The sequence below is a fragment of the Methylocystis sp. genome, from assembly GCF_051061285.1.
Classification (GTDB): Bacteria; Pseudomonadota; Alphaproteobacteria; order Rhizobiales; family Beijerinckiaceae; genus Methylocystis.
In genome coordinates this window covers 91,467-110,527 of sequence record NZ_JBPFEA010000016.1, presented here as the reverse complement: position 1 = coordinate 110,527, position 19,061 = coordinate 91,467, and the positions used below count along the sequence as shown (strand labels likewise).

Sequence of the window (19,061 nt, the reverse complement as noted above, 5' to 3'; positions counted from 1 at the left end):
CTGGTCGGCGAGTCGCTGGTCGGCGACGGCAATGAAGTTGCGCATATCGATCTGATCATGGGTCCGCGCGGCTCGGCGGCCGAGCTCGCCTTCGCCAATGCGCTCGTCAACAACAAGGACGGCTTCACGACGCTGCTCGCGGTCGTCGCGCCGAACCTGTTGTGCAAGCCCAACACGATCCTGTTCAACAAGGTGACGATCAAGGGCGCCAAGCAGGCGGTGCAGATGTTCGGCCCGGCGCAGCATGGCGTCGCCAAGGCGGTCGCGGATTCGGTCGCCGAGGGCGTGATCCCGGTCGACGAAGCCGACGACATCTTCATTGCGGTCGGCGTGTTCATTCACTGGGACGCTTCGGACGACAAGAAGATCCAGGACTACAATTATACCGCGACGAAGGAAGCCATCGCCCGCGCCGTCAAGGGCGAGCCGAAGGCTTCGGAAGTCGTCGCCAAGCGCAACGAAGCCAAGCACCCCTTCGCGCCGAACTGAATCGCGTAGCATCTTCGAAATTGAAGGGGGGCCGCGCGGCTCCCCTTTTTCTTTTGGGAGAGGCGGATGGCGGCGGTCATCGGCTGGGATATCGGCGGCGCCCATGTCAAGGCGGCGCGCGCGGATGACGGGCGCCTCACGGCGGTCGTGCAGATCGCCTGCGCCCCGCATGAAAGCGTCGCCAGCCTGGAACAGGCGCTTCGCGCCGTGCGCGCAGCGCTCGGCGAGGCTGAGCGTCATCACGTCACAATGACGGCGGAACTCTCCGACGCGTTCGAAAGTCGGTCGCGCGGCGTCGTAACGGTGGCCGCCATCGCAGCGCGTGAGATCGGCGTTTCTGACATTCTTTTTTACGCCGGCGAACGCGGTTTCATCAGCCGCGACGAGATCGGCGCCCATGTCGACGCCGTCGCTTCGGCCAATTGGCGCGCCTCGGCCGAACTCGTCGCGCGCCATTGCGTCGAGGCGCTGTTCATCGACATCGGATCGACGACGACGGACCTTGCGCCGATTTGCGCCGGACGTGTCGCGGCGCGCGGGGCGAGCGACGCCGACCGCCTCGCCTATGGCGAACTCGCCTATGCCGGATTTTCACGCGGCGCGCCTCAGGCCTATGCGGCGCGCGCGCCGATCGCCGGACGATGGACGCCGCTCGTCAACGAGGCCTTTGCGTCAATGGCCGACGTGCGGCGCGTGCTCGGCGATCTCCCCGAAGGCGAAACCGACGCCGACCTATCGCTGACGGCGGACGGACGCCCGAAGACGATTGCGGCGTCACGAGCGCGGCTGGCGCGTATGGCCGGGCGCGACGCCGCCGAATTGCGTGATGCGCAATGGCGCGCCTTCGCGCAGTATCTTGCGCGCGCGCAATTGCGCGCCATCGAAGATCAGATTGCGCTGGTCGAATCGCGCGACGCGCTGACGTTCAATGCGCCGGTCGTCGGCGCCGGCGTCGGCCGCAAACTCGCAGCGCGTCTGGCGCATCGGCAAGGCCGGACATTCATCGATTTCGCCGATCTGATCGCGGCGCCGGCGGCGTTGGCCGAGAAAGCGGCGAATTGCGCGCCGGCCTCGGCGCTGGCGCTGCTCGATCCGTCGTAGCGCCCCTTAAGGCACGCAAGGCAACGTCGCCTAGTGCGCCGCGCCTGCTTTGGCGTGCCGATGAGCGTCAATTTTCTCCATCACCATGTTCCAGGCTTCGCGCTCGGCGTCGCCGGCAGTTTTGTCGATGGCGATCCGCAGATAGGCGAGTTCGCTCTCAATCTTTTCGCGTGGCAGCATGTCGAGCCGCGTCGCGAGAATCGCCGCTTCCAGCACGGCGGCGCGCGCTCGGTTCATGCCGAGAAAGGCGCGATGCGACTCAATTCGCCTCACTCTGCAGAAGAAGCGCGGCCGTGATTCGTGCTCCTCGACGCGCGCGACGATGAGTTCGGCATGCGCCAGCGCGGCGGAAAGGCGCGGCGCCGGCCAGCCCTCGATGTCGGTGAGCGGCCAATTGCGTTGGCCGGCGACGAGTCCGGCAAAAATGCGCGCGTCGTCGGTGAAGCTCGCCGTCGCTTTGGGATTATGCGTGAGATTGAATAGGGTCGAGGAGGGACGAAACGGCGCGGCGATCCAGAAGCCGTGTTCCTCGATCAGTCCGAGCGGCGCGATATGCGGTCGACCTTCCGGCGACAGCGTCGTGACGACGCATTCATGTATCAGAGGCATCTTTCGCAGGTCCCTGGCCCGCTTTGCGCATCGTGTGACCCATCTCCTTGAAGCGGGTCGCGTCCTCTTCGTTGACGTCCGTCGCGACGCCGAAGTCGAGCGGCTCGTCCTGACGATAGCGCTTGCCGAGCTTGTAGGCGATCTCGGCTTTCATCAATTCGGCGCCAAGGTAAAAAGCGTGGGCGCCGTCATGTTCGACGGCAAGATACGGGAAGAGCGCCATTGCGTCCGCCGCGACATGGTGGAGCCCTTTGGCGTAGATATGCACGCCGTCCTGCGTCACATCTATGCGGAAATTAGCATCGCGCAGTTCGCGCGCAAGCGCGGCAATGTCTTCCGGCGTTGCGGCGTAAGGTTTGCGGTCGTGGATCTGCAGCATGGCGTCGCTATAGCCCTTTGGCAGCGCGCGGTCGGCGCGCGCCGCAAACATCAACCGCCTCGCGGCATCGTGCTCCTGCAGCGTCCGTCGCGTATGGGGCGACACTTGCACCGTCAGCAGATGCCGGATGTCGAGCTCTGAACATATGCCGAGCATCGCCGCGGTGACGCCGGCGGAGTCGGCGTCGGTCAGCTCCGTGAGATTGCCCGTTCCCATCATGATCTCGGCCTCAGGCTCGCGCGCGCGCAGTTCGACGTAGCGGGCGATCGAGGCGGCAAGGCCGAAATGAATCGGATCGAGAATCGGATCGAGAATGGCGTTGATTCCGCGCGCGCGCGCGTTGCGCACGGCGCGCTGCAGCGAGTCGAGATCGCCGTGCGGCCGCGGCGTCAGAATCGGAATAATGGGTGAATTGTCGGGAAGGATCGACAGCGTTGCTTCGTCCAAACTCAAGAGGTGGTCGACGCCGGCCTTCGCCGCGCGTTCAAGCTCGGCGACATTGGCCGAGTCGACGCTCACCTTCAGGCCGTGGGCCTTGAGCGCCGCGATCGTTTCCTCGAGATGATTGAAAGGCGTGTCCGGCAGACAGCCGAGATCGATGACGTCGGCGCCGCCGCTGGCGAGTTCGCGCGCCTTGATCGAAATATCCGCGACGCTCATCTTCGACGCGTCGACGATCTCGGCGAAAATCTGCATGTCGTAGCGCGAGAGATCCGGCGCCGCGCCGCCGCGCCCGAGATAGGCGGGAAGATCGGCGATCTCTTCCGGCCCGCGTTCAAAGGCGACGCCGAAATCCTCGGTCAGCACGGCGAGATTGGCGCGACAGCGTCCCGGCAATATGACGCGGTCGGCCTGCACGGGGCGCGGCAGGCGACGCTGAATGATCTCCTGGGTCATCAGCGCCGCGACCTTTACGCCAATGTCGTGGATACGCCACGCCTGCGCCGCTTCGCCGAAGCTCGCGACCATGCGCTCCAACCGCGGCAGTGCAAGATGGCCGGTGAGGAACAGCAGGCGCTCGCTCATGCGGAGACTTCGTTAGGGTTGCGGCTCGACTTCGCGACGGCGGCGCTCCACCGCCTCCTGCAGCGCCGCGAGGCTTTCGACGACCTGCGTCGCTTCGAAGGATTTGAGCGCGTCGGTGTTCTGCAAATCGATGCGGCGCGGATAGACCATCACCATGCCCTTGGGCGCGCGCGTCTCGAGTTCGGGCGCGGTGTCGCAGGCGAAGACGATCGTCGGCACGCGGCATTTGCCGGCCTGCGCGAAGACATTCGTCGCAAGGTTGTCGGAAATGCCGGCGACGCATTTCGCGACGGTGTTCGAGGTCGCCGGCGCGAGAACCAGCGTGTGATAAAAATTGTAGTAGAAATTCCCGACCGGCGCGGCGCTCGCGGTGGTGTCCTTAAAGATGCGAACCGTCTCCGGCAGATCGAGATCGTGCTTATACATGCGCACGACTTCCGCCGCCGCCTTGCTGACGAAGAGATCGACGTGATCGAGCGAGCGGATCATCTCGAGACATTCGGTGAAGAAATGCCCAGATCCGGTGAGCGCCCAACCCCAGCGCGGCGTGACTACTTTCTTTTTGGTCATCAGGCGAACTTCCGCGTTGGAAAATTTGCGATGGCTGCGCCCGGCGCGACGCCGTCGGCAAGAAGCGCGGCGGCGTGCGGGAGAGACGAAGGGCCGGCGAGGAAGAGCGGCGTCCCATCGAGATAATCCGGAAGCGCCGAATCGACAACGCCCTTGCGCATAATCTCACTCAGTAAGGCGCCATCGCCGACATCGACGCTCTTGATAAGCGCCAGCGCGCAAGCGCCCATTTTTTTGGCAAGCCAGGCGGCGAGACTGTCGGAGGTGACGTCCCAGGAGGGCGCGATATCGTCCGCCGCGGCGACCATGGCGCTCGGCCGCCAAAGCGCGATTCGTCCTCGCGCCTGCGCCGCTGCGATTGCGTCACGAGAGGCCGCGAGCTCCAACGAGTCGTCACGGTTCGCGAGCGCCAGCGCATATTGCTCCATCGCCAGAACCGCCATGGCGTGCGCGGTCTTATCATCGTAGCCTAATGCAGGCTGCGCGGCGCGCACCGCGTCGGCGAAAGGTCCGCCGCCGGGAACGATCGTCAGCGGCCGCGGATAGCGCTTCAGCGCCGCAAGCCAATCGGCGAGCGTCGGCGACGCATGCAGGCTTCCGCCCAATTTGACGACGAGGGGCGCGCTACTTGACGGCATCGATGCGCATCGGCGCCGGCTGCAGGCGACGCGCCTCTTCATGGGCGCGGGCGCGCCTTATCCTCACGCCGACAGCGCCGGGCGCAACGTCGAGCTTTTCAACTTGCACGGTCACCGATCGCACGCGCTCATGCAGCAGCACGCTTTCGGCGAGGCGCTCGGCGATCGTTTCGACCAGCTCGATATGGCCGCCGGCGAGGATCATTTTGATTGCGTCCATGATCACGTCATAGGAGAAGATCGAGCGCATGTCGTCGGAGCCGTTGATGCGGGTCACGTCCGCTTCCACGTTGAACCGCACACGCTGCGTATGGCCGTGTTCGTGGGCGTAGGCGCCGATCTCGACGGGCGCGACATAATCCTTGAGAAACACGCAATCGGTGTCGTTCGCGCCGGCGGGCTCGATATAGCCGCGGCCGAGGAACGACCAGTGGGCGTGAAAATCGGCGTGTGCGCCTCGTGTCGAAGGGATCAAATCGCGGATCAGCGTCGTGGCGCGGGCGTCGATGGCGGCGCGCCGCTCGCCATGCGCGCAGAGCGCGCCGCGAAAGCCAAGCACGTCCGCTCCGGTGACGAGCAAGCGCGGCACATCGGGAGGCTCCAATGCCCCAGCGAGTCCTGAGGCGAGCCCGAGCTCACGGCAGCGCGCGACGAATTCGGACAGCGCGCCGACGCTCATAAAGTCGACCAGTCGGCCTTTGCCTTTATGCGCGGTATCCAGCATCGCGCCATGAAAGCCGGCGCCGGCCAGCGGCTCGAGAGTGTCGAATTCGGGGCCGAGATCGGCGAAGAGGACGGCGACAAGCTTTGTTTTTGCGGTCAGCGGCGCCAGCGCCTCGATGATCTCGACGGCGTCGGGCGTCGCCGGCAGGGCGAATTTCACATAATCGACGCCTGCCGCGACGACCTCTTCAAAGTCGCGCAGCGCATGCGCGACGTCGTGCGGCAGCTCGACGACGGCGCTGACCGGGCGGCGGCCGTCGACGAAGGCGACGATCTCAGCGACGGTGTCCAGGGGTAGGGCGCCCAGCGCGCCGCGCGAGGGCGCCTTGCAGTCAATGATGTCAGCGCCGCGCGAGAGGGCGATCTCCGCCTCTTCGCGGGAAAGAACGCTCGCCAACATCAGGGTCATGAGTTCTTGGCTCCAGTCGTTGCGCAACGCGCATCGGAGCGCTTGTGGAGCAAATTTTTCCCGAATCCAAGTGGCCTCGCGCGCCTACCCTCCTGCTCGCGCTGGGCGCCGCCGGACCATTGCGTCATTTTTTCGCAACCCCAAGCATGCGAACATGCTCCCCGAAACAGGAGAAATCCGTGAAAATCCTCATCGTCCTCACCTCGCACGACAGGCTCGGCGACACAGGCCGAAAGACAGGCTTCTGGCTGGAAGAGCTCGCTGCGCCCTATTACGTGTTTCTCGACGCCGGAGCCGAGATCACGCTTGCCTCGCCCAAGGGCGGTCAGCCGCCGTTGGACCCAAAGAGCAATGAACCCGAATTTCAGACTGATCTCACCCGCCGGTTCCAAGCGGACGAGGCGGCCAAGGCGCGCCTCGCCGACACGGCGCGGCTCGACAGCGTCCGTCAGGACGATTTCGACTCGGTCTTCTATCCCGGCGGCCATGGGCCGATGTGGGACCTCGCCGAGGACCCGGATTCGATCAGGCTGATCGAATCCTTCATCGGCGCCGGCAAACCCATCGCGCTCGTGTGCCACGCGCCGGGCGTGCTGCGCCATGTCGAAGGTCCCGACGGCCGGCCGCTGGTCGCGGACAAGACGGTGACCGGGTTCACCAACGGAGAGGAGGAGGCGGTTGGCCTCACCCACGTCGTTCCGTTCCTTGTCGAGGACGAGCTTCAGGCGAAGGGCGGGCGCTTCGCGAAGGCGGCGGACTGGGCCCCGTATGTCGTCCGGGACGGCCAGTTGATCACGGGCCAGAACCCGGCTTCCTCCGGTCCGGCGGCCCGCAAGCTTGTGGAGGCGCTTACAAAAGCCTGAGACCCGGCTCTCTCGGCGATGTGGCGGCGCGGGCGAAACGGGCGCGGCTCATTCCACCACCGAACCGTTGGCCGCCAGCACCGAGGCGGCGAGATAAAGCGAACCTGCGATCAACACGCGCGGCGGCGCGTCGAAGCGGCGCATCGAAAGGATCGCGAGCGCTTCCTCGACGCCCCCCGCCGCGGCGCCGGGCATCCCCTCAGCCCTGGCGAGGCTCGCCACATCCTCGGGCGGCCAGCTCTTATGCTCGCCCTCGACCGGCACAGCGACGACCTCGCGCGCCAGTCCGACGAAATGCTTGAGCAGCGCGCGAATGTCCTTGGTCGTTTGCGCGCCGCAGATCAGCGCCAGCGGGCGCGGGGCCTTGTCGTGGAACTCCGCCATGGCCTCGGCCAGAACGCGGCCGCCATCCTCATTATGGCCGCCGTCGAGCCACACCTCGGCGCCGGGCGGGGCGAGATCGACGATGCGCCCGCGTATGAGCCGCTGCAGCCGCGCCGGCCATTCGGCGCGCGTCAGCCCCGCCTCGACCGCCGCGGGCGGAATCTCCGGGGCGACGGCGCGCAGGGCGGCGATGGCGCCGGCGGCGTTTTCATGCTGGTGGCGTCCGGCGAGCCGCGGTAGCGGCAGATCGAGCAAGCCGCGCTCGTCCTCATAAACGAGGCGCCCGTTCTCGTTGCAGATGTGGAAGTCGCGCCCGGCGACGATCGGCGTCGCGCCGACGCGTCGCGCCTCGCGCTCCAGCGCCCTCGCCACCGGCTCCGACTGGAAGCCGATCACGCCCGGCGCGCCCTTCTTCAATATTCCGGCCTTCTCATGGGCGATCTTTTCGACCGTATCGCCGAGAAATTCGAGATGGTCGAGGGAGATCGAAGTGATGATGGCGCATTTGAGCTGCGAGATGACATTGGTCGCGTCATAGCGCCCGCCGAGGCCCGTCTCGAGCAGCAGCCAGTCGGCCGGCGCTTCGGCGAAAAGCAAAAAGGCCGCCGCCGTCGTGATCTCGAAGAAGGTGATCGGCTGCCCCGCGTTCGCCTGTTCGCAGCGTTCGAGCGCCGCGTTCAGACGCTCGTCGTCGACAAGCGTTCCGCCGCCGTCGGCGCCGAGACGAATCCGCTCGTTGAAGCGCAGGAGGTGAGGGGACGTATAGACATGCACGCGCTTGCCGGCGGCTTCGAGCATCGCGCGCAGAAAGGCGATCGTCGAGCCTTTGCCGTTGGTTCCGGCGACGTGAATGACGGGCGGCAGTCTGAGCTCCGGTCGTCCGAGCGCGGCGAGCAGCCGCTCCGTGCGCCCCAGCGACAGATCGATCTTCTTTGGATGAAGCGTGAGCAGTCGCGACAGGATCGCGTCATGCTGATCCATTGCGGCTGCGCCTCGCGATATCAGGCGGCGGCGCGTCGCGGCGGCGACTTGGTCAGGAGACCGCACAGGCGCGCCAGCGTCTGGCGCAGCTCCTGACGCGGCACCACCATATCGACCATGCCGTGATCGCGTAAATATTCGGCGCGCTGGAAGCCCTCGGGAAGCTTCTCGCGGATCGTCTGCTCAATGACGCGGGCGCCGGCGAAGCCGATGATCGCGCCGGGCTCGGCGATCTGCACGTCGCCGAGCATGGCGTAGGACGCCGTGACGCCGCCCGTCGTCGGATTGGTCAGCACGACGATATAGGGCAGGCGCGCCTCGCGCAGGCGCTGCACGGCGATGGTCGTGCGCGGCATCTGCATGAGCGAGAACATGCCCTCCTGCATGCGCGCGCCGCCCGACGCCGTGAAGATCACAAAAGGCGTGCGCTTGGCGAGCGCATGTTCGCAGCCGGCGATGATCGCCTCGCCGGCCGCCATGCCAAGCGAGCCGCCCAGGAATTCGAAGTCCTGAATGGCGACGGTGACCGGCGAGCCTTCGAGATTGCCGAAGGCGATCGTCACGGCGTCCGCCATGCCGGTTTTGACTCTATATTCCTTCAGCTTGTCGACGTAACGCTTGATGTCGCGAAACTTGAGCGGATCCAAGGGCGCTTCCGGCGTCGGAAGCAGTTCGCATTCGGCGTCGTCGAAAAGACTGGCGAGCCGCGTCTCGACCGGGCAGCGCATGTGGTAGCCCGACCCGGGCACGACATAGAGATTGGCCTCGATGTCCTTGTGGAAGACGAGCTGGCCGCTCTCGGGACATTTCACCCAGAGATTTTCCGGCGCTTCGCGCTTGATCAGCGCCTTGATCTTCGGCGGGACGACGTTCGAATACCAATTCATGACACGAGCCTCGTCAGCCAACTCATCACGCCGCCCTTAGGGCGAGCGTCGCGCACGCCTTCGGCGATGGACGCGACGAGCCCCGTCACAGCGCCAACGCTGGAAGGTCCGGCGCGGCCCTCGGCGTCGAGCGAGGCCTTAAGCGCTTGGACCAGCGCCGTGCCGACCACGACGCCATCGGCGTTACGGGCGAGCTCGGCGGCGTTCTCCGCATTTTTGACGCCAAATCCGACGGCGATCGGCAGCGCCGTGTGCCGCTTGATGCGCGCAACCGCCTGACTGACGCCGGCGTAGTCGGCAAGCGCCGCGCCGGTGATGCCGGTCAGCGACACATAGTAGACGAAGCCGCTTGTATTTTCGAGCACCTTGGGAAGCCGCTTGTCATCGGTCGTCGGCGTGGCCAGGCGAATGAAGTTCAGCCCGGCGCTGCGGGCGGGAACGCAGAGTTCGGCGTCTTCCTCGGGCGGCAGGTCCACGACGATCAGGCCATCGACGCCGGCGTCCCGGGCGTCGCGCAGGAAGGCGTCGACGCCGTAAACATAGATCGGATTGTAGTAGCCCATCAGCACGATGGGGGTGGCGTCGTCTCCGGCGCGAAAGTCGGCGACGAGCTTCAAGGTCTTCTTGAGCGTTGTCCCCGCCTTGAGCGCTCGCAGGCCCGCCGCCTGGATCGCCGGCCCATCCGCCATCGGATCGGTGAAAGGCATGCCGACCTCGATGACGTCCGCCCCGGCGCCGGGCAGGCCACGCAAAATGTCGAGCGACGTCGCGAGATCCGGGTCGCCGGCCATTACAAAGGTCACGAGGGCGGCGCGCCCTTCCTTCTTGAGGGCGGCGAAGCGATCATCGATACGGGTGGGCATAAGCGACAGACGTCCTTCGTAAGGCGGCGAAATCTTCAAAAAGCCCTCTCGACCGGGCGCCGCCGGCCCTTTTCGGCTCTTACGCGCGCCACGCGGGGGCCGCCGTTGCTTAGTGCCTGGACCCCCTCCCGTCCACTGTTTTCGCGCGCGCTAAATCGTCACTTGCGCGCCCAGTTCGACGACTCGGTCAGAGGGGATCGAGAAGAAGTCCGTGGCGTTGGCGGCTTGCCGAGTGAGCGCGACATAGAGCTTATCCTGCCACACCGGCATTTCGGATGAGGGACTTTCCTTGATCGAGCGCCGGCCCAGGAAGAAGCTCGTGGTCATGATGTCGTATTTGAACCCGGCCTTGCGCATGGCGGCGAGCGCGGCCGGAACGCGCGGACTTTCCATGAAGCCATAGTGCAGCGTCGCGCGGTAGAAGTCGTCGCTGAGCTTATCGATTTCAAAGCGCTTGCCTGGCGCGACGCGCGGCCGGTCCTCCGTTCTCACGCAGATCACCAGCACGCGCTCGTGCAGAACCTTGTTGTGCTTGAGATTATGCATCAGCGCCGTCGGCGCGACAGCCGGATCGCTGGTCAGAAAGACCGCCGTGCCGGGCACGCGCGTCGGCTTCGACTTCTGCAGCATCGCGATGAGCTCCATCATCGGAATGGAGTCGCGATGGGTTTTCTCGGCGAGAAGACGCGTGCCGCGCGTCCAGGTCCACATGATGATCATGACGCAGCCGCCGAGCGCGAGCGGCACCCAGCCGCCGTCTTTGACCTTCATCAGATTGGCGGCCAGAAAGGCGAATTCGACGACCAGGAAAGAGGCCGCGAAGAGGATCGATACGAATAGCGGCCAGCCCCATTTGCGCCAGGCGACGATGAACAGCAGCGACGTCGAAAGCACCATGGTGCCGGTGACCGCGATGCCATAGGCGGACGCAAGCGCCGATGAGCTCCTAAAGGCGATGACGAGCAGCACCACGCCGATGAGCAGCAGCCGGTTGATGCGGCCGATATAGATCTGGCCCTCCTGCGACGCCGACGTATGCGTGACTTCGAGTCGTGGAATGAGGCCGAGCTGAATGGCTTGCCGCGCCAGCGAGAAGGCTCCGGTAATCACCGCTTGCGCGGCGATTGTCGTGGCCAGCGTCGAAAGGACGACAAGCGGCAAAAGCGCCCAGTCCGGCGCCAGCAGGAAGAACGGGTTGCCGACGGCTTCGGGGCGCGACAACACGAGCGCGCCCTGGCCAAGATAGTTGAGCAGCAGCGCCGGCAACACGAATCCGAGCCAGGCCGTACGGATCGGTCCGCGGCCGAAATGACCCATGTCGGCGTAAAGCGCCTCGACGCCGGTGACCGCGAGGAAAACCGAGCCGAGGACGGCGAAGCCGAGCCAGCCGTGGGTTACGAGAAAAGCGATGCCTTGCCGCGGATCGAAACTGCGCAACACCTGTGGCGCTTCGGGAATATGCATCGCGCCCAACACGCCAATGGTCAGGAAAAAGGCGATCATAATGGGCCCGAAGAAAGCCGCCACTCGCGCCGTTCCGTGACTTTGCACCCAAAACAGCGTCACAAGGATGAAGATGGTGATCGGCAGGACGAATTCGCTGAAGCGGTGAGTGACGAGCTCCAGGCCTTCAACAGCCGACATCACCGAGATGGCCGGCGTAATGATCGCCTCGCCAGCGAAGAGCGCCGCGCCCGCGACGCCGAGCAGAAAGGCGACTTTCGTGCGCCGGCCCATGGCGGTCTGCGCCAGCGCCATCAGAGAAAGAATGCCGCCTTCGCCGCGGTTGTCGGCGCGCATGACGAAGATGACATATTTGATCGTCACCGTGAAAATCAGCGCAAAAATGAGCAGCGAAATCGCCCCGACGACGGACTCCTCCGTCAGCGCGTCATGCTCCACCTGATGGGCGAGCGACTCGCGCAGCGCATACAGCGGGCTGGTGCCGATGTCGCCATAGACGACGCCGATCGAACCGATGATGAGGCCGACGAGCCCGCCCTTCGCACGCTCGTCCCCGTGTTGCGCAGCTTGCGTCCCTTCGCCGCCGGAGGCGGGACCGGCGTCGGATCGCTGCATCATGGAAGGTTTCCTTTGAGAGGAGCGCGCCGCGCCGCTTGTCGACGGTCTCGGAAGAGGGCGCTCGCCGGGGACGAGAACGAGGGCTCCAAGGCTTCCTCTCCTTCGGCGTGGGTCCGCCGATACGGTGCGGCGATATACGCGGTTTCGCGCACAAAGAGAAGTCGCGGTTGCGGCGCGATATTGGCGCGCCAGACTCTTGACGCCTTCGGGATGGCGTTCGCGGCGGTCGGAACTTTAACGTCGACCCGACGGCGTCGTGCTCGGCCGGCTGGACACAGCCCGTCCTTTTCATAGCTAATCCCCGACGTCAGCTCTGTAGGAGGCCTCGTGACCTTGCCTTCGAACAACCCCGCCCGGTTCGCCCACGCGGCGGGCGCGCCCGCGCCAAGCGCCATCGCCACGGACGTGGAGGGGCTTGAGGCGGGCATGACGACGCTGCCGGGCGGCGCGCCGGCCTATATCGCCCGCCCGCGGACCGGCGGCGATTTCCCGATTATTCTCGTGGCGCAGGAAATCTTTGGCCTGCACGAACATATCCGCGACATCGTGCGGCGGTTCGCGAAGCTCGGGTTTCTCGCCATTGCGCCCGACTTCCTCATTCGCTACGGGGACCCGCAAGAAGCGCCAGACATAGAGGCGATTCGCGCCATCGTCGCCAAGGTTCCCGACGCCGAGACGATGGAGATATTCGATCTGGCGCTCGCTTACGCCGCGACGAAAGGCGGGGACGCCGGACGCGCGGCGATCACCGGATTTTGCTGGGGCGGGCGCATCGCTTGGCTCTATGCGGCGCATCATCCCCGGCTCCTCGCCTGCATTCCCTGGTACGGGCGGCTTGATGGGCCGCATACGCCGGCGCAGCCACGCTGGCCGATCGACATCGCGGGGGAGCTGAAAACGCCGACGCTGGGGCTGTACGGCGGCGCCGATCCGAGCATTCCCGTCGAACTCATCGAGACCATGCGCGAGCGCCTGAAGAAGGCGCGGGCGCCCGCCGAGATCATCGTCTATGCCGACGCGCCGCATGCGTTCTTCGCTGACTATCGCGACAGCTATCGGCCAGACGTCGCCAGCGACGCTTGGGAAAAGGCGTTGGCCTTCCTGCGCGCGAAGGGCGTCGGGTAACCGCGTTACCGCGGGACGAGCGCAATGATGCGGGCGGGGCCGCCCGAGCCTTTTTCGATCTTCATCGGCAAGGCGACGAGAATCGCGCCCGTTGGCGGCAACTGGTCGAGGCTGGTGAGGTTCTCAAGCCCGCCGATATTGGCGGCGCCGATGATCCTGTGCACCAAAAAATCCTGTGACGGCCCGTTGTCGACGCTCGCCGTGTCGACGCCGATGAGGTTGGGGCGGCGCTCTTTCGCGAGCCAGGCCGCCGCTTCAGGCCCGAAAGACGGGAAATGGAGATGTGTGGCGTCGCCCGGCGTGTCGTCGCCGAGATAGGCCTTCTTGTCGGGCCAGCGTGCGCTCCATCCGGTGCGCAGCAGCACGATCGCTTTGTCCGGAATGCGGCCATGCGCCGCCTCCCAGACGGCGATGTCTTCGATCGTCAGCAGATAGTCCGGGTTCGCCGCGGCCTTGGCGGCGACGTCGATGACGATCGCCGGGCCGACGAAACGCTCGACCGGAATTTCGGCGTTTGTCCAGCGGCCCTCGGCGAAATGCATCGGCGCGTCGAGATGGGTGCCGCCATGCTCCGGCGAACAGAAGGCGTTGGCGAAATAGAAGAAGCCTGCCTTGGTCGGTCCCTTGTGCAGCACTCTGAGCTCGAAACCCGACGGCGAGGTCGGCCAGTAGATGGTTTCGGCGTTGAAGGCGTGAGTGAGGTCGACGACCTTGCTCGACGTGAGATCGAGGCTCTGCGCTTGCGCCGGCTCCAGTTGGGCGGCGGAGAACGTCAGACAAAGAAACAGACCGCCTAACGCTATTTTTTTTTTCATATCGGTACGCTCTCCAGAAACGCGCTCGCGCGCAGCTGATCAAAAATCGCTAGCAATTCCTTTGACTTCCCAGTCGCCGTAGCGCGCCGGGTCGGGTCCGCCGCGGCCGCCAAGTTCTTGCGGCGGAGCAGGAGCTTGCGCCGCCTCGCGGCGACGCGCCTGCGCTTCGGCCAATGCGCGCTGCGCGGCCGGCGGCGGCTGCGCGGGCCGCTCTGTCGAACTTGCTGCGTCTCCTGCCTTCGACACGGTCCGTTCCTGTGTGCATTCGTCGCCCGCCGCCGCGCCTATTGTGCTATGATTCGGCTTGGTCGCGGAGGGAGGAAGCCGTTTGGCGAACAGCGACAGTAGATCAATTTCCGCCCGGACCAAATCAATGCGTCAAGGGTCCCGGCAAGGCTTCGTGCCCGCCGAAGCGGTGCGGGAGGCGGAAGCGGCGAAGATTCCCGGGTTGCCGGCGCGCCTCGCCGCCGCCAACATCATCGGCGACATCGTTCAGGGCGGCCATCGTCTCGATGAGTGTTTCGCGGCGAACGCCGTTCCTTCGCGCCTCTCCGGGCTCGACGCCCGCGACGTGTCGCTCACGCGCTCGATCGTCACGGTCGCGGTGCGTCGGCTCGGCCTCATCCGCTACAGTCTCGCCGAGCTCCTCGAAAAGGGGCTGCCGCGTCAGGCCGCGCGGCTTGAGTTTTCGCTGATCGCCGCCGCCGCGCAAATCCTGTTTCTCGACGCCGCCGATCACGCCGCCGTCGATCTCGCGGTGCGCGCGGCGCGCCTTGAACCGAAAACCGCCGGCTTTAGCGGGCTCGTCAACGGCGTGTTGCGCAATCTCGCGCGACGGCGGCAGGAATTCTTAGACGTCGCCGCAAGCGGCGAGCATGATGCGCCGCCATGGCTGGCGCAGCGCTGGCGCAAGCATTATGGCGAAGACGCTGGGCGCGCCATCGCGGCGATGCACATGCTCGAACCGCCCCTCGACGTGTCCGTTAAAGACGATCCCAAGGGCTGGGCGGAGCGGCTCGACGGCGTCGTGCTGCCGACGGGCTCGGTGCGGCTGCGCAGCCACGCGCCGATCAGCGAACTTCCCGGCTATGGGGACGGCGAATGGTGGGTGCAGGACGCCGCCGCCGCTCTGCCGGCGCGCCTGCTCGCGCCGCGGCCGGATGAGCGCGTGCTCGACATGTGCGCCGCGCCTGGCGGCAAGACGGCGCAGATGGCGCTTGCCCGCGCGCAGGTGGTCGCTCTGGACCGTTCGGCGGAGCGCCTGAAGCTGCTCGCCGCCAATCTCGCACGGCTACAGTTACACGCGGAAGTTGCTGTCGGCGACGCCGCCGCCTATCAGGCGCAGCCTTTCGACGCGATTTTGATTGACGCGCCCTGTTCGGCGACGGGAACGATCCGCCGCCATCCCGACGTGCCCTGGACCAAGAAGCCGGGCGACATCGAAACGCTCGCGAGCTTGCAGACAAAGCTGCTCAATCGCGCGGCGCTCCTGACGCGGGCGGGCGGGCGCATCGTTTATTGCTCTTGCTCGCTGGAGCCGGAGGAAGGCGAATATCAGATCGCGGCGTTTTTGCGCCGCAATCCGGATTTCCGCCGAATGCCGATCGATCCTGGCGAGGGCGTCCCGGAGGAGTTCATCAATCGAGACGGCGATCTGCGCACCTTGCCGCATTACTGGCCAAATGAAGATCCGCGTCTTGCCGGCATCGACGGATTCTTCGCCGCGCGGCTCTTGCGGTCGGCCTAGGGCGCTTCCCGATCACATGGAATCAGGTGCTCGATAAGGAATCGGGCGCCGCGACCAGGGGCGAGAATTCCTTCACCACCTGCTCATAGACGACCCGCTTGAACGGCACGATGAGTTCCGGCAGCGCCGAAAGCGTCTCCCAGCGCCAGGCGTCGAATTCGGGCTTGTGCGCGCCGTGGCCCGGCGCATGAATATCGATCTCGCTTTCGTCGCCGGTGAAGCGCAGCGCGAACCAGCGCTGGATCTGGCCGACATATTTGCCGCTCCAGCGGTTGTTGTTGTTTCTGGGCAGATCGTAGCAAAGCCAGTCTGGAGCCTCGGCGAGAAGGGCGACGCTCGACACATTGGTCTCTTCGTGAAGCTCGCGCAGCGCCGCCTCATAGGGCGTCTCGCCCTCGTCGATGCCCCCCTGAGGCATCTGCCAGAGATAGGGCGGGCGGGTCTGGTCATGGGCGCCTTTCGCGCGCCGCCGCCCGATAAAGGCCAGGCCCTGCGCATTGAGCAACAGGACGCCGACGCAGGGCCGATACAATCCGCGGCCGCTCATCGCCCCGTCTCGCGGCGCGGCCCATGCTGGCGCGCTCCATCCATTGCGTCTGTCATCCGCTCCCCCAAGCGTTCGCATTATGCCGCGGACACTTCTGCCCGTCCGCGCGCCCGCCGTCGAGCTGCTCGATCACGCTGCATTTGGGCGGAATCGCCCAAATGCAGATAGCGTGATCGATTCCCAAAGTTTAGAGCGCGCTCTATGCGAAAAACCAGTTCCCACTTTTTCGCAACGCGCTCTAGACGCGCCGCGTCAGCGCGCCGTCGGCTTCCATCAGCTCCAGCAGCATGCCTTCCCGCAACCCCCGGTCGGCGATGCGCGTCCGCTGCGCCGGAAAAAGCGCGCGAATCGCCTCGAAAATCGCGCAGCCGGCAAGGACGAGATCGGCGCGTTGCGGTCCGATGCAGCCGTTGGCGACGCGCTCATCGAAATCCATCTCCCGCAGCCGCAGGATCGCCCGCGTTGCGTCATCGTCGCTCATCCACAAGCCGTCGACGCGCCAGCGATCGTAACGCTCGAGCCCAAGATGGACGCCGGCCAGGGTGGTGACCGTTCCCGAAGTGCCCAGAAGATGGAAGCGCGGACAGCGGCGCTCCGAGGCCATGCGCCGCGCGAAGGGGGCGAGAGTCTCGCGCACCTGCTGCGCCATGGCCGCGAACGTCTCGGCCGAAACGCAGCGGCCGCCGAAATGCTCCGCGAGCGTCACGACGCCGAGTTCGAGCGACGTCCAGGCGCGAAAGGCGTAAGCGCCATTTTCGCTGCGCCGTTCGCGCGCCAGCCACACGAGCTCGGTGGACCCGCCGCCAATGTCGAACAGCAGCACGCTTTCGGCGGCCGGATCGGCGAGCGATCCGCAGCCGCGGGCGGCGAAGCGCGCCTCGGTTTCGCGGTCAATGATCTCGAGCTGCAACCCGGTGCGTTCGCGGACGCGCTCGACGAATTCATCGCCATTCGCCGCGCTGCGGCACGCCTGGGTCGCGACAAGCCGGGCGCGGGTGACGCCGCGCGCATCCATTTTCTCGCGGCAGATTTGGAGCGCGGCGATGGTGCGCTCGATCGCTTCCTCGCTGATCCGGCCAGCCTTGCCGAGGCCTTCCCCCAGCCGCACGATGCGCGAGAAGGCGTCGATGATGCGCAAAAAATCATTGTTGCGCCGCCGCGGCCTGTGCTCGGGCCGGGCGATCAGCAGCCGGCAGTTGTTGGTGCCGAGGTCGAGCGCGGCGTAGACATGGCGCGAGTCGAGCGCGCCGGAAGCGACGCCGGGGTTTAAGTGAAGCTCGGGCGCGGCCTGCGCCGAGGCCGACGCCGTAGAGGGTAGACCGGTTTCCCTCACTCGATCCCTTCCGCGAAGCCGCTCCGTCCCACCTCGCGCCGCATCGACGGAAGCGGAGCGGCGATCATCGTAACGCCGCGATGCTGGCGTAAATTTCTTTCATGCAGGATCGGCGCGCCGCCCGCAAGGGCGTTTCCTGCAAGCATTAAAAGCGCGCGCGGCGGCGTTGGGCGGCGGCCGGTTGACACTGTCGGCGGCGCTCTCTAAGTCACCAGCCGTTCGCGCGCGCTCAGCGCGGGGCCGTTTGGGGGATAGTTCAACGGTAGAACAGCGGACTCTGACTCCGTTAATCTTGGTTCGAATCCAGGTCCCCCAGCCAATCGCTCAAGCATTTCGGACAGGAAGCTGATTTTCAGCCTCGGGATCGTCTCGTTCGGGGCGAGTCGCGCGCTGTGGGCTCTTGCTCGCCCTTGAACCGTGCGCCCCATGCGCGCTGACCGTAAGCGCGGCGAGTTCAACCTCGCGACGGATGGACGAACCAGGGCATGGCCGTCAGGCGCTGCGGCTGTTCGCCCCCGAGCGCCAATGAGCGTTGTTTTCTTCGAAGAGGCCTGGGCCTTTGTCGAAGATCGTCGCCACAATCTCCTTCTTGGCGATGGCTTCAGTATTGTTGTTGAAGCCCGACATCTTCCGCCGCTTGCAATTGCTGCGCAGAATTTGCGAATCACCAATGAAATCGTTAGCAATCGCATCTGTGCGGATGAGCAATAATGCAGGCGCTTATCTAGTAAAGGACATCTTATGGCTAGAGGAAAACCGGTGAAGGCGGCGAGCAGGAAGGTCAGCAAGGCTGAGCCTGCCGCCATTCGGCCTATCAAAGAGACATTTACGAAATCGGCGCTCATCAACCGGATTGCCGAGGAAAATGACATTCCTCGCAAGACCGCGGTGGGCGTCTATGCGACGTTGGAGAGTGTTTTTCTCGGGTCAGTTCACCCGCGCGGCGTGGGCGAATTCACCCTGCCGGGCCTTCTGAAAGCGACCCTTCGCAAGGTGCCGGCGCGGAAGGCGGGGACTTTGGTTCGCAATCCCGCGACGGGCGAGATGGTCAAAGCCGCCGCCAAGCCCGCAAGCGTGCGCGTCAAAATCCGGCCGCTCTCCAAACTGAAGTCGGCGGCGACGAAGTAAAGCGCCATCGACCAGGTCGTCGCGTTGTGTTGGCGCGGCGCCGTTGGGGGATAGTTCAACGGTAGAACAGCGGACTCTGACTCCGTTAATCTTGGTTCGAATCCAGGTCCCCCAGCCAAGAATTTCCAAAATTCGGCGCCGAATTCTGCCTTCAGGCGGTCGCGCTTTAAAGTTGTTGCGTCGCGATCAATAAAAACGACCGCCTCGGTATTTTCGATAACGAGCTGCACTTTCGCCCAACACGACTTCCCACGCGCGCATGTCGCGACGGTAAGTTTTTTTGCCTACGCTTTTTGCGCAAGCAATTGATGGAGAGAAAAGTATATGATCAGGTTCTTCTGACGGCGCGCAGACGGCTTGCC

21 protein-coding genes and 2 tRNA genes are annotated in these 19,061 nt (G+C 65.3%); 8 read left to right on the top strand and 15 right to left on the bottom strand.

Going from position 1 to position 19,061, the window contains the following annotated elements; all coding sequences use genetic code 11:
- Positions 1-489 (top strand): formaldehyde-activating enzyme (gene fae / locus ACR65T_RS05975; protein ID WP_434495619.1); only part of this gene is annotated, 489 nt, incomplete at its 5' end.
- Between the two features lie 66 nt (positions 490-555).
- Positions 556-1,590 (top strand): hydantoinase/oxoprolinase family protein, encoded by a 1,035-nt coding sequence (locus tag ACR65T_RS05970; protein ID WP_434495618.1) that lies wholly within the window; start codon positions 556-558, stop codon positions 1,588-1,590.
- A gap of 30 nt (positions 1,591-1,620) precedes the next feature.
- Here the strand turns inward: ACR65T_RS05970 and ACR65T_RS05965 are convergent, their stop codons facing one another.
- Genes ACR65T_RS05965 through ACR65T_RS05945 form a run of 5 tightly spaced genes read right to left on the bottom strand, consistent with a single transcriptional unit; the run spans position 1,621 to position 5,944 of the window.
- On the bottom strand, positions 1,621-2,199 hold the full coding sequence (locus ACR65T_RS05965; RefSeq protein WP_434495617.1) for a DUF447 domain-containing protein: 579 nt from the start codon (positions 2,197-2,199) through the stop codon (positions 1,621-1,623).
- Entirely contained in the window at positions 2,183-3,604 is a 1,422-nt protein-coding gene (locus ACR65T_RS05960) for a DUF6513 domain-containing protein (RefSeq protein ID WP_434495616.1), read from the bottom strand. Before ACR65T_RS05960 ends, ACR65T_RS05965 begins: the two co-directional genes overlap by 17 nt.
- Before the next feature lie 12 nt (positions 3,605-3,616).
- Positions 3,617-4,174, bottom strand: coding sequence for a flavoprotein (locus ACR65T_RS05955; protein ID WP_018409685.1), 558 nt, complete (start codon positions 4,172-4,174; stop codon positions 3,617-3,619).
- Entirely contained in the window at positions 4,174-4,812 is a 639-nt protein-coding gene (locus ACR65T_RS05950; RefSeq protein WP_434495615.1) for a uridylate kinase, read from the bottom strand. The genes ACR65T_RS05955 and ACR65T_RS05950 overlap by 1 nt, the downstream gene beginning before the upstream one ends.
- The gene (locus ACR65T_RS05945) at positions 4,799-5,944 is read right to left on the bottom strand and encodes a (5-formylfuran-3-yl)methyl phosphate synthase (RefSeq protein ID WP_434495614.1); all 1,146 of its coding nucleotides are present in this window, start codon (positions 5,942-5,944) and stop codon (positions 4,799-4,801) included. Before ACR65T_RS05945 ends, ACR65T_RS05950 begins: the two co-directional genes overlap by 14 nt.
- A gap of 179 nt (positions 5,945-6,123) precedes the next feature.
- On the opposite strand from ACR65T_RS05945, the gene ACR65T_RS05940 reads away from it, so the two are divergent.
- On the top strand, positions 6,124-6,807 hold the full coding sequence (locus tag ACR65T_RS05940) for a type 1 glutamine amidotransferase domain-containing protein (protein WP_434495613.1): 684 nt from the start codon (positions 6,124-6,126) through the stop codon (positions 6,805-6,807).
- A 48-nt stretch (positions 6,808-6,855) separates the two neighbouring features.
- Here ACR65T_RS05940 and ACR65T_RS05935 read toward each other — a convergent pair whose 3' ends face one another.
- The 4 genes from ACR65T_RS05935 to ACR65T_RS05920 form a co-directional block, all read right to left on the bottom strand.
- On the bottom strand, positions 6,856-8,172 hold the full coding sequence (locus ACR65T_RS05935) for a bifunctional folylpolyglutamate synthase/dihydrofolate synthase (protein WP_434495612.1): 1,317 nt from the start codon (positions 8,170-8,172) through the stop codon (positions 6,856-6,858).
- Between the two features lie 20 nt (positions 8,173-8,192).
- Positions 8,193-9,059 (bottom strand): acetyl-CoA carboxylase, carboxyltransferase subunit beta, encoded by an 867-nt coding sequence (gene accD / locus ACR65T_RS05930; protein WP_434495611.1) that lies wholly within the window; start codon positions 9,057-9,059, stop codon positions 8,193-8,195.
- Positions 9,056-9,922: a tryptophan synthase subunit alpha gene (trpA, locus tag ACR65T_RS05925; RefSeq protein ID WP_434495610.1), complete on the bottom strand. Its 867-nt coding sequence runs from the start codon at positions 9,920-9,922 to the stop codon at positions 9,056-9,058. Before trpA ends, accD begins: the two co-directional genes overlap by 4 nt.
- Before the next feature lie 150 nt (positions 9,923-10,072).
- Complete coding sequence (locus ACR65T_RS05920; RefSeq protein WP_434495609.1) at positions 10,073-12,004, bottom strand: potassium transporter Kup; 1,932 nt, start codon at positions 12,002-12,004, stop codon at positions 10,073-10,075.
- 327 nt (positions 12,005-12,331) lie between these two features.
- On the opposite strand from ACR65T_RS05920, the gene ACR65T_RS05915 reads away from it, so the two are divergent.
- Positions 12,332-13,129 carry a dienelactone hydrolase family protein gene (locus ACR65T_RS05915; protein WP_434495608.1) on the top strand — a complete coding sequence of 266 codons (798 nt, stop codon included), beginning with the start codon at positions 12,332-12,334 and terminating at the stop codon, positions 13,127-13,129.
- A gap of 5 nt (positions 13,130-13,134) precedes the next feature.
- Here the strand turns inward: ACR65T_RS05915 and ACR65T_RS05910 are convergent, their stop codons facing one another.
- Together ACR65T_RS05910 and ACR65T_RS05905 are read right to left on the bottom strand one after the other, a co-directional pair.
- Positions 13,135-13,944 (bottom strand): cyclase family protein, encoded by an 810-nt coding sequence (locus tag ACR65T_RS05910; protein ID WP_434495607.1) that lies wholly within the window; start codon positions 13,942-13,944, stop codon positions 13,135-13,137.
- A gap of 39 nt (positions 13,945-13,983) precedes the next feature.
- Positions 13,984-14,190 (bottom strand): DUF1674 domain-containing protein, encoded by a 207-nt coding sequence (locus ACR65T_RS05905; RefSeq protein WP_434495606.1) that lies wholly within the window; start codon positions 14,188-14,190, stop codon positions 13,984-13,986.
- A 127-nt stretch (positions 14,191-14,317) separates the two neighbouring features.
- Here ACR65T_RS05905 and ACR65T_RS05900 point away from each other — a divergent pair, with 127 nt between their 5' ends.
- Positions 14,318-15,691, top strand: a complete 1,374-nt coding sequence (locus ACR65T_RS05900; protein ID WP_434495605.1) for an RsmB/NOP family class I SAM-dependent RNA methyltransferase — start codon at positions 14,318-14,320, stop codon at positions 15,689-15,691.
- 22 nt (positions 15,692-15,713) lie between these two features.
- Here ACR65T_RS05900 and ACR65T_RS05895 read toward each other — a convergent pair whose 3' ends face one another.
- The 3 genes from ACR65T_RS05895 to ACR65T_RS05885 form a co-directional block, all read right to left on the bottom strand.
- Positions 15,714-16,238, bottom strand: coding sequence for an RNA pyrophosphohydrolase (locus tag ACR65T_RS05895; RefSeq protein ID WP_434495604.1), 525 nt, complete (start codon positions 16,236-16,238; stop codon positions 15,714-15,716).
- Positions 16,239-16,476: 238 nt separating this feature from the next.
- Positions 16,477-17,571: a Ppx/GppA phosphatase family protein gene (locus ACR65T_RS05890; RefSeq protein ID WP_434495603.1), complete on the bottom strand. Its 1,095-nt coding sequence runs from the start codon at positions 17,569-17,571 to the stop codon at positions 16,477-16,479.
- Positions 17,568-17,717 (bottom strand): hypothetical protein, encoded by a 150-nt coding sequence (locus ACR65T_RS05885; RefSeq protein ID WP_434495602.1) that lies wholly within the window; start codon positions 17,715-17,717, stop codon positions 17,568-17,570. The genes ACR65T_RS05890 and ACR65T_RS05885 overlap by 4 nt, the downstream gene beginning before the upstream one ends.
- Before the next feature lie 99 nt (positions 17,718-17,816).
- Between ACR65T_RS05885 and ACR65T_RS05880 the strand changes: the two genes are divergently transcribed.
- A tRNA-Gln gene (locus tag ACR65T_RS05880) sits at positions 17,817-17,890 on the top strand.
- A 173-nt stretch (positions 17,891-18,063) separates the two neighbouring features.
- Here ACR65T_RS05880 and ACR65T_RS05875 read toward each other — a convergent pair.
- Entirely contained in the window at positions 18,064-18,279 is a 216-nt protein-coding gene (locus ACR65T_RS05875) for a hypothetical protein (protein ID WP_434495601.1), read from the bottom strand.
- 33 nt (positions 18,280-18,312) lie between these two features.
- On the opposite strand from ACR65T_RS05875, the gene ACR65T_RS05870 reads away from it, so the two are divergent.
- Both ACR65T_RS05870 and ACR65T_RS05865 read left to right on the top strand, forming a co-directional pair.
- Positions 18,313-18,699, top strand: coding sequence for an HU family DNA-binding protein (locus ACR65T_RS05870; protein ID WP_123176692.1), 387 nt, complete (start codon positions 18,313-18,315; stop codon positions 18,697-18,699).
- 44 nt (positions 18,700-18,743) lie between these two features.
- Positions 18,744-18,817, top strand: a tRNA-Gln gene (locus tag ACR65T_RS05865).
- Positions 18,818-19,061 lie beyond the last annotated feature (244 nt).

Bases quoted from the DNA above. Each gene is read 5' to 3' on its own strand.
- ACR65T_RS05970 (WP_434495618.1), top strand. From the start codon at position 556: ATGGCGGCGGTCATCGGCTGGGATATCGGCGGCGCCCATGTCAAGGCG.
- ACR65T_RS05895 (WP_434495604.1), bottom strand. From the start codon at position 16,238: ATGAGCGGCCGCGGATTGTATCGGCCCTGCGTCGGCGTCCTGTTGCTC.
- ACR65T_RS05870 (WP_123176692.1), top strand. From the start codon at position 18,313: ATGGCTAGAGGAAAACCGGTGAAGGCGGCGAGCAGGAAGGTCAGCAAG.
- ACR65T_RS05960 (WP_434495616.1), bottom strand. From the start codon at position 3,604: ATGAGCGAGCGCCTGCTGTTCCTCACCGGCCATCTTGCACTGCCGCGG.
- ACR65T_RS05945 (WP_434495614.1), bottom strand. From the start codon at position 5,944: ATGACCCTGATGTTGGCGAGCGTTCTTTCCCGCGAAGAGGCGGAGATC.
- ACR65T_RS05935 (WP_434495612.1), bottom strand. From the start codon at position 8,172: ATGGATCAGCATGACGCGATCCTGTCGCGACTGCTCACGCTTCATCCA.
- trpA (WP_434495610.1), bottom strand. From the start codon at position 9,922: ATGCCCACCCGTATCGATGATCGCTTCGCCGCCCTCAAGAAGGAAGGG.
- ACR65T_RS05965 (WP_434495617.1), bottom strand. From the start codon at position 2,199: ATGCCTCTGATACATGAATGCGTCGTCACGACGCTGTCGCCGGAAGGT.
- accD (WP_434495611.1), bottom strand. From the start codon at position 9,059: ATGAATTGGTATTCGAACGTCGTCCCGCCGAAGATCAAGGCGCTGATC.
- ACR65T_RS05955 (WP_018409685.1), bottom strand. From the start codon at position 4,174: ATGACCAAAAAGAAAGTAGTCACGCCGCGCTGGGGTTGGGCGCTCACC.
- ACR65T_RS05885 (WP_434495602.1), bottom strand. From the start codon at position 17,717: ATGCTTGCAGGAAACGCCCTTGCGGGCGGCGCGCCGATCCTGCATGAA.
- ACR65T_RS05910 (WP_434495607.1), bottom strand. From the start codon at position 13,944: ATGAAAAAAAAAATAGCGTTAGGCGGTCTGTTTCTTTGTCTGACGTTC.
- ACR65T_RS05950 (WP_434495615.1), bottom strand. From the start codon at position 4,812: ATGCCGTCAAGTAGCGCGCCCCTCGTCGTCAAATTGGGCGGAAGCCTG.
- ACR65T_RS05900 (WP_434495605.1), top strand. From the start codon at position 14,318: ATGCGTCAAGGGTCCCGGCAAGGCTTCGTGCCCGCCGAAGCGGTGCGG.
- ACR65T_RS05920 (WP_434495609.1), bottom strand. From the start codon at position 12,004: ATGATGCAGCGATCCGACGCCGGTCCCGCCTCCGGCGGCGAAGGGACG.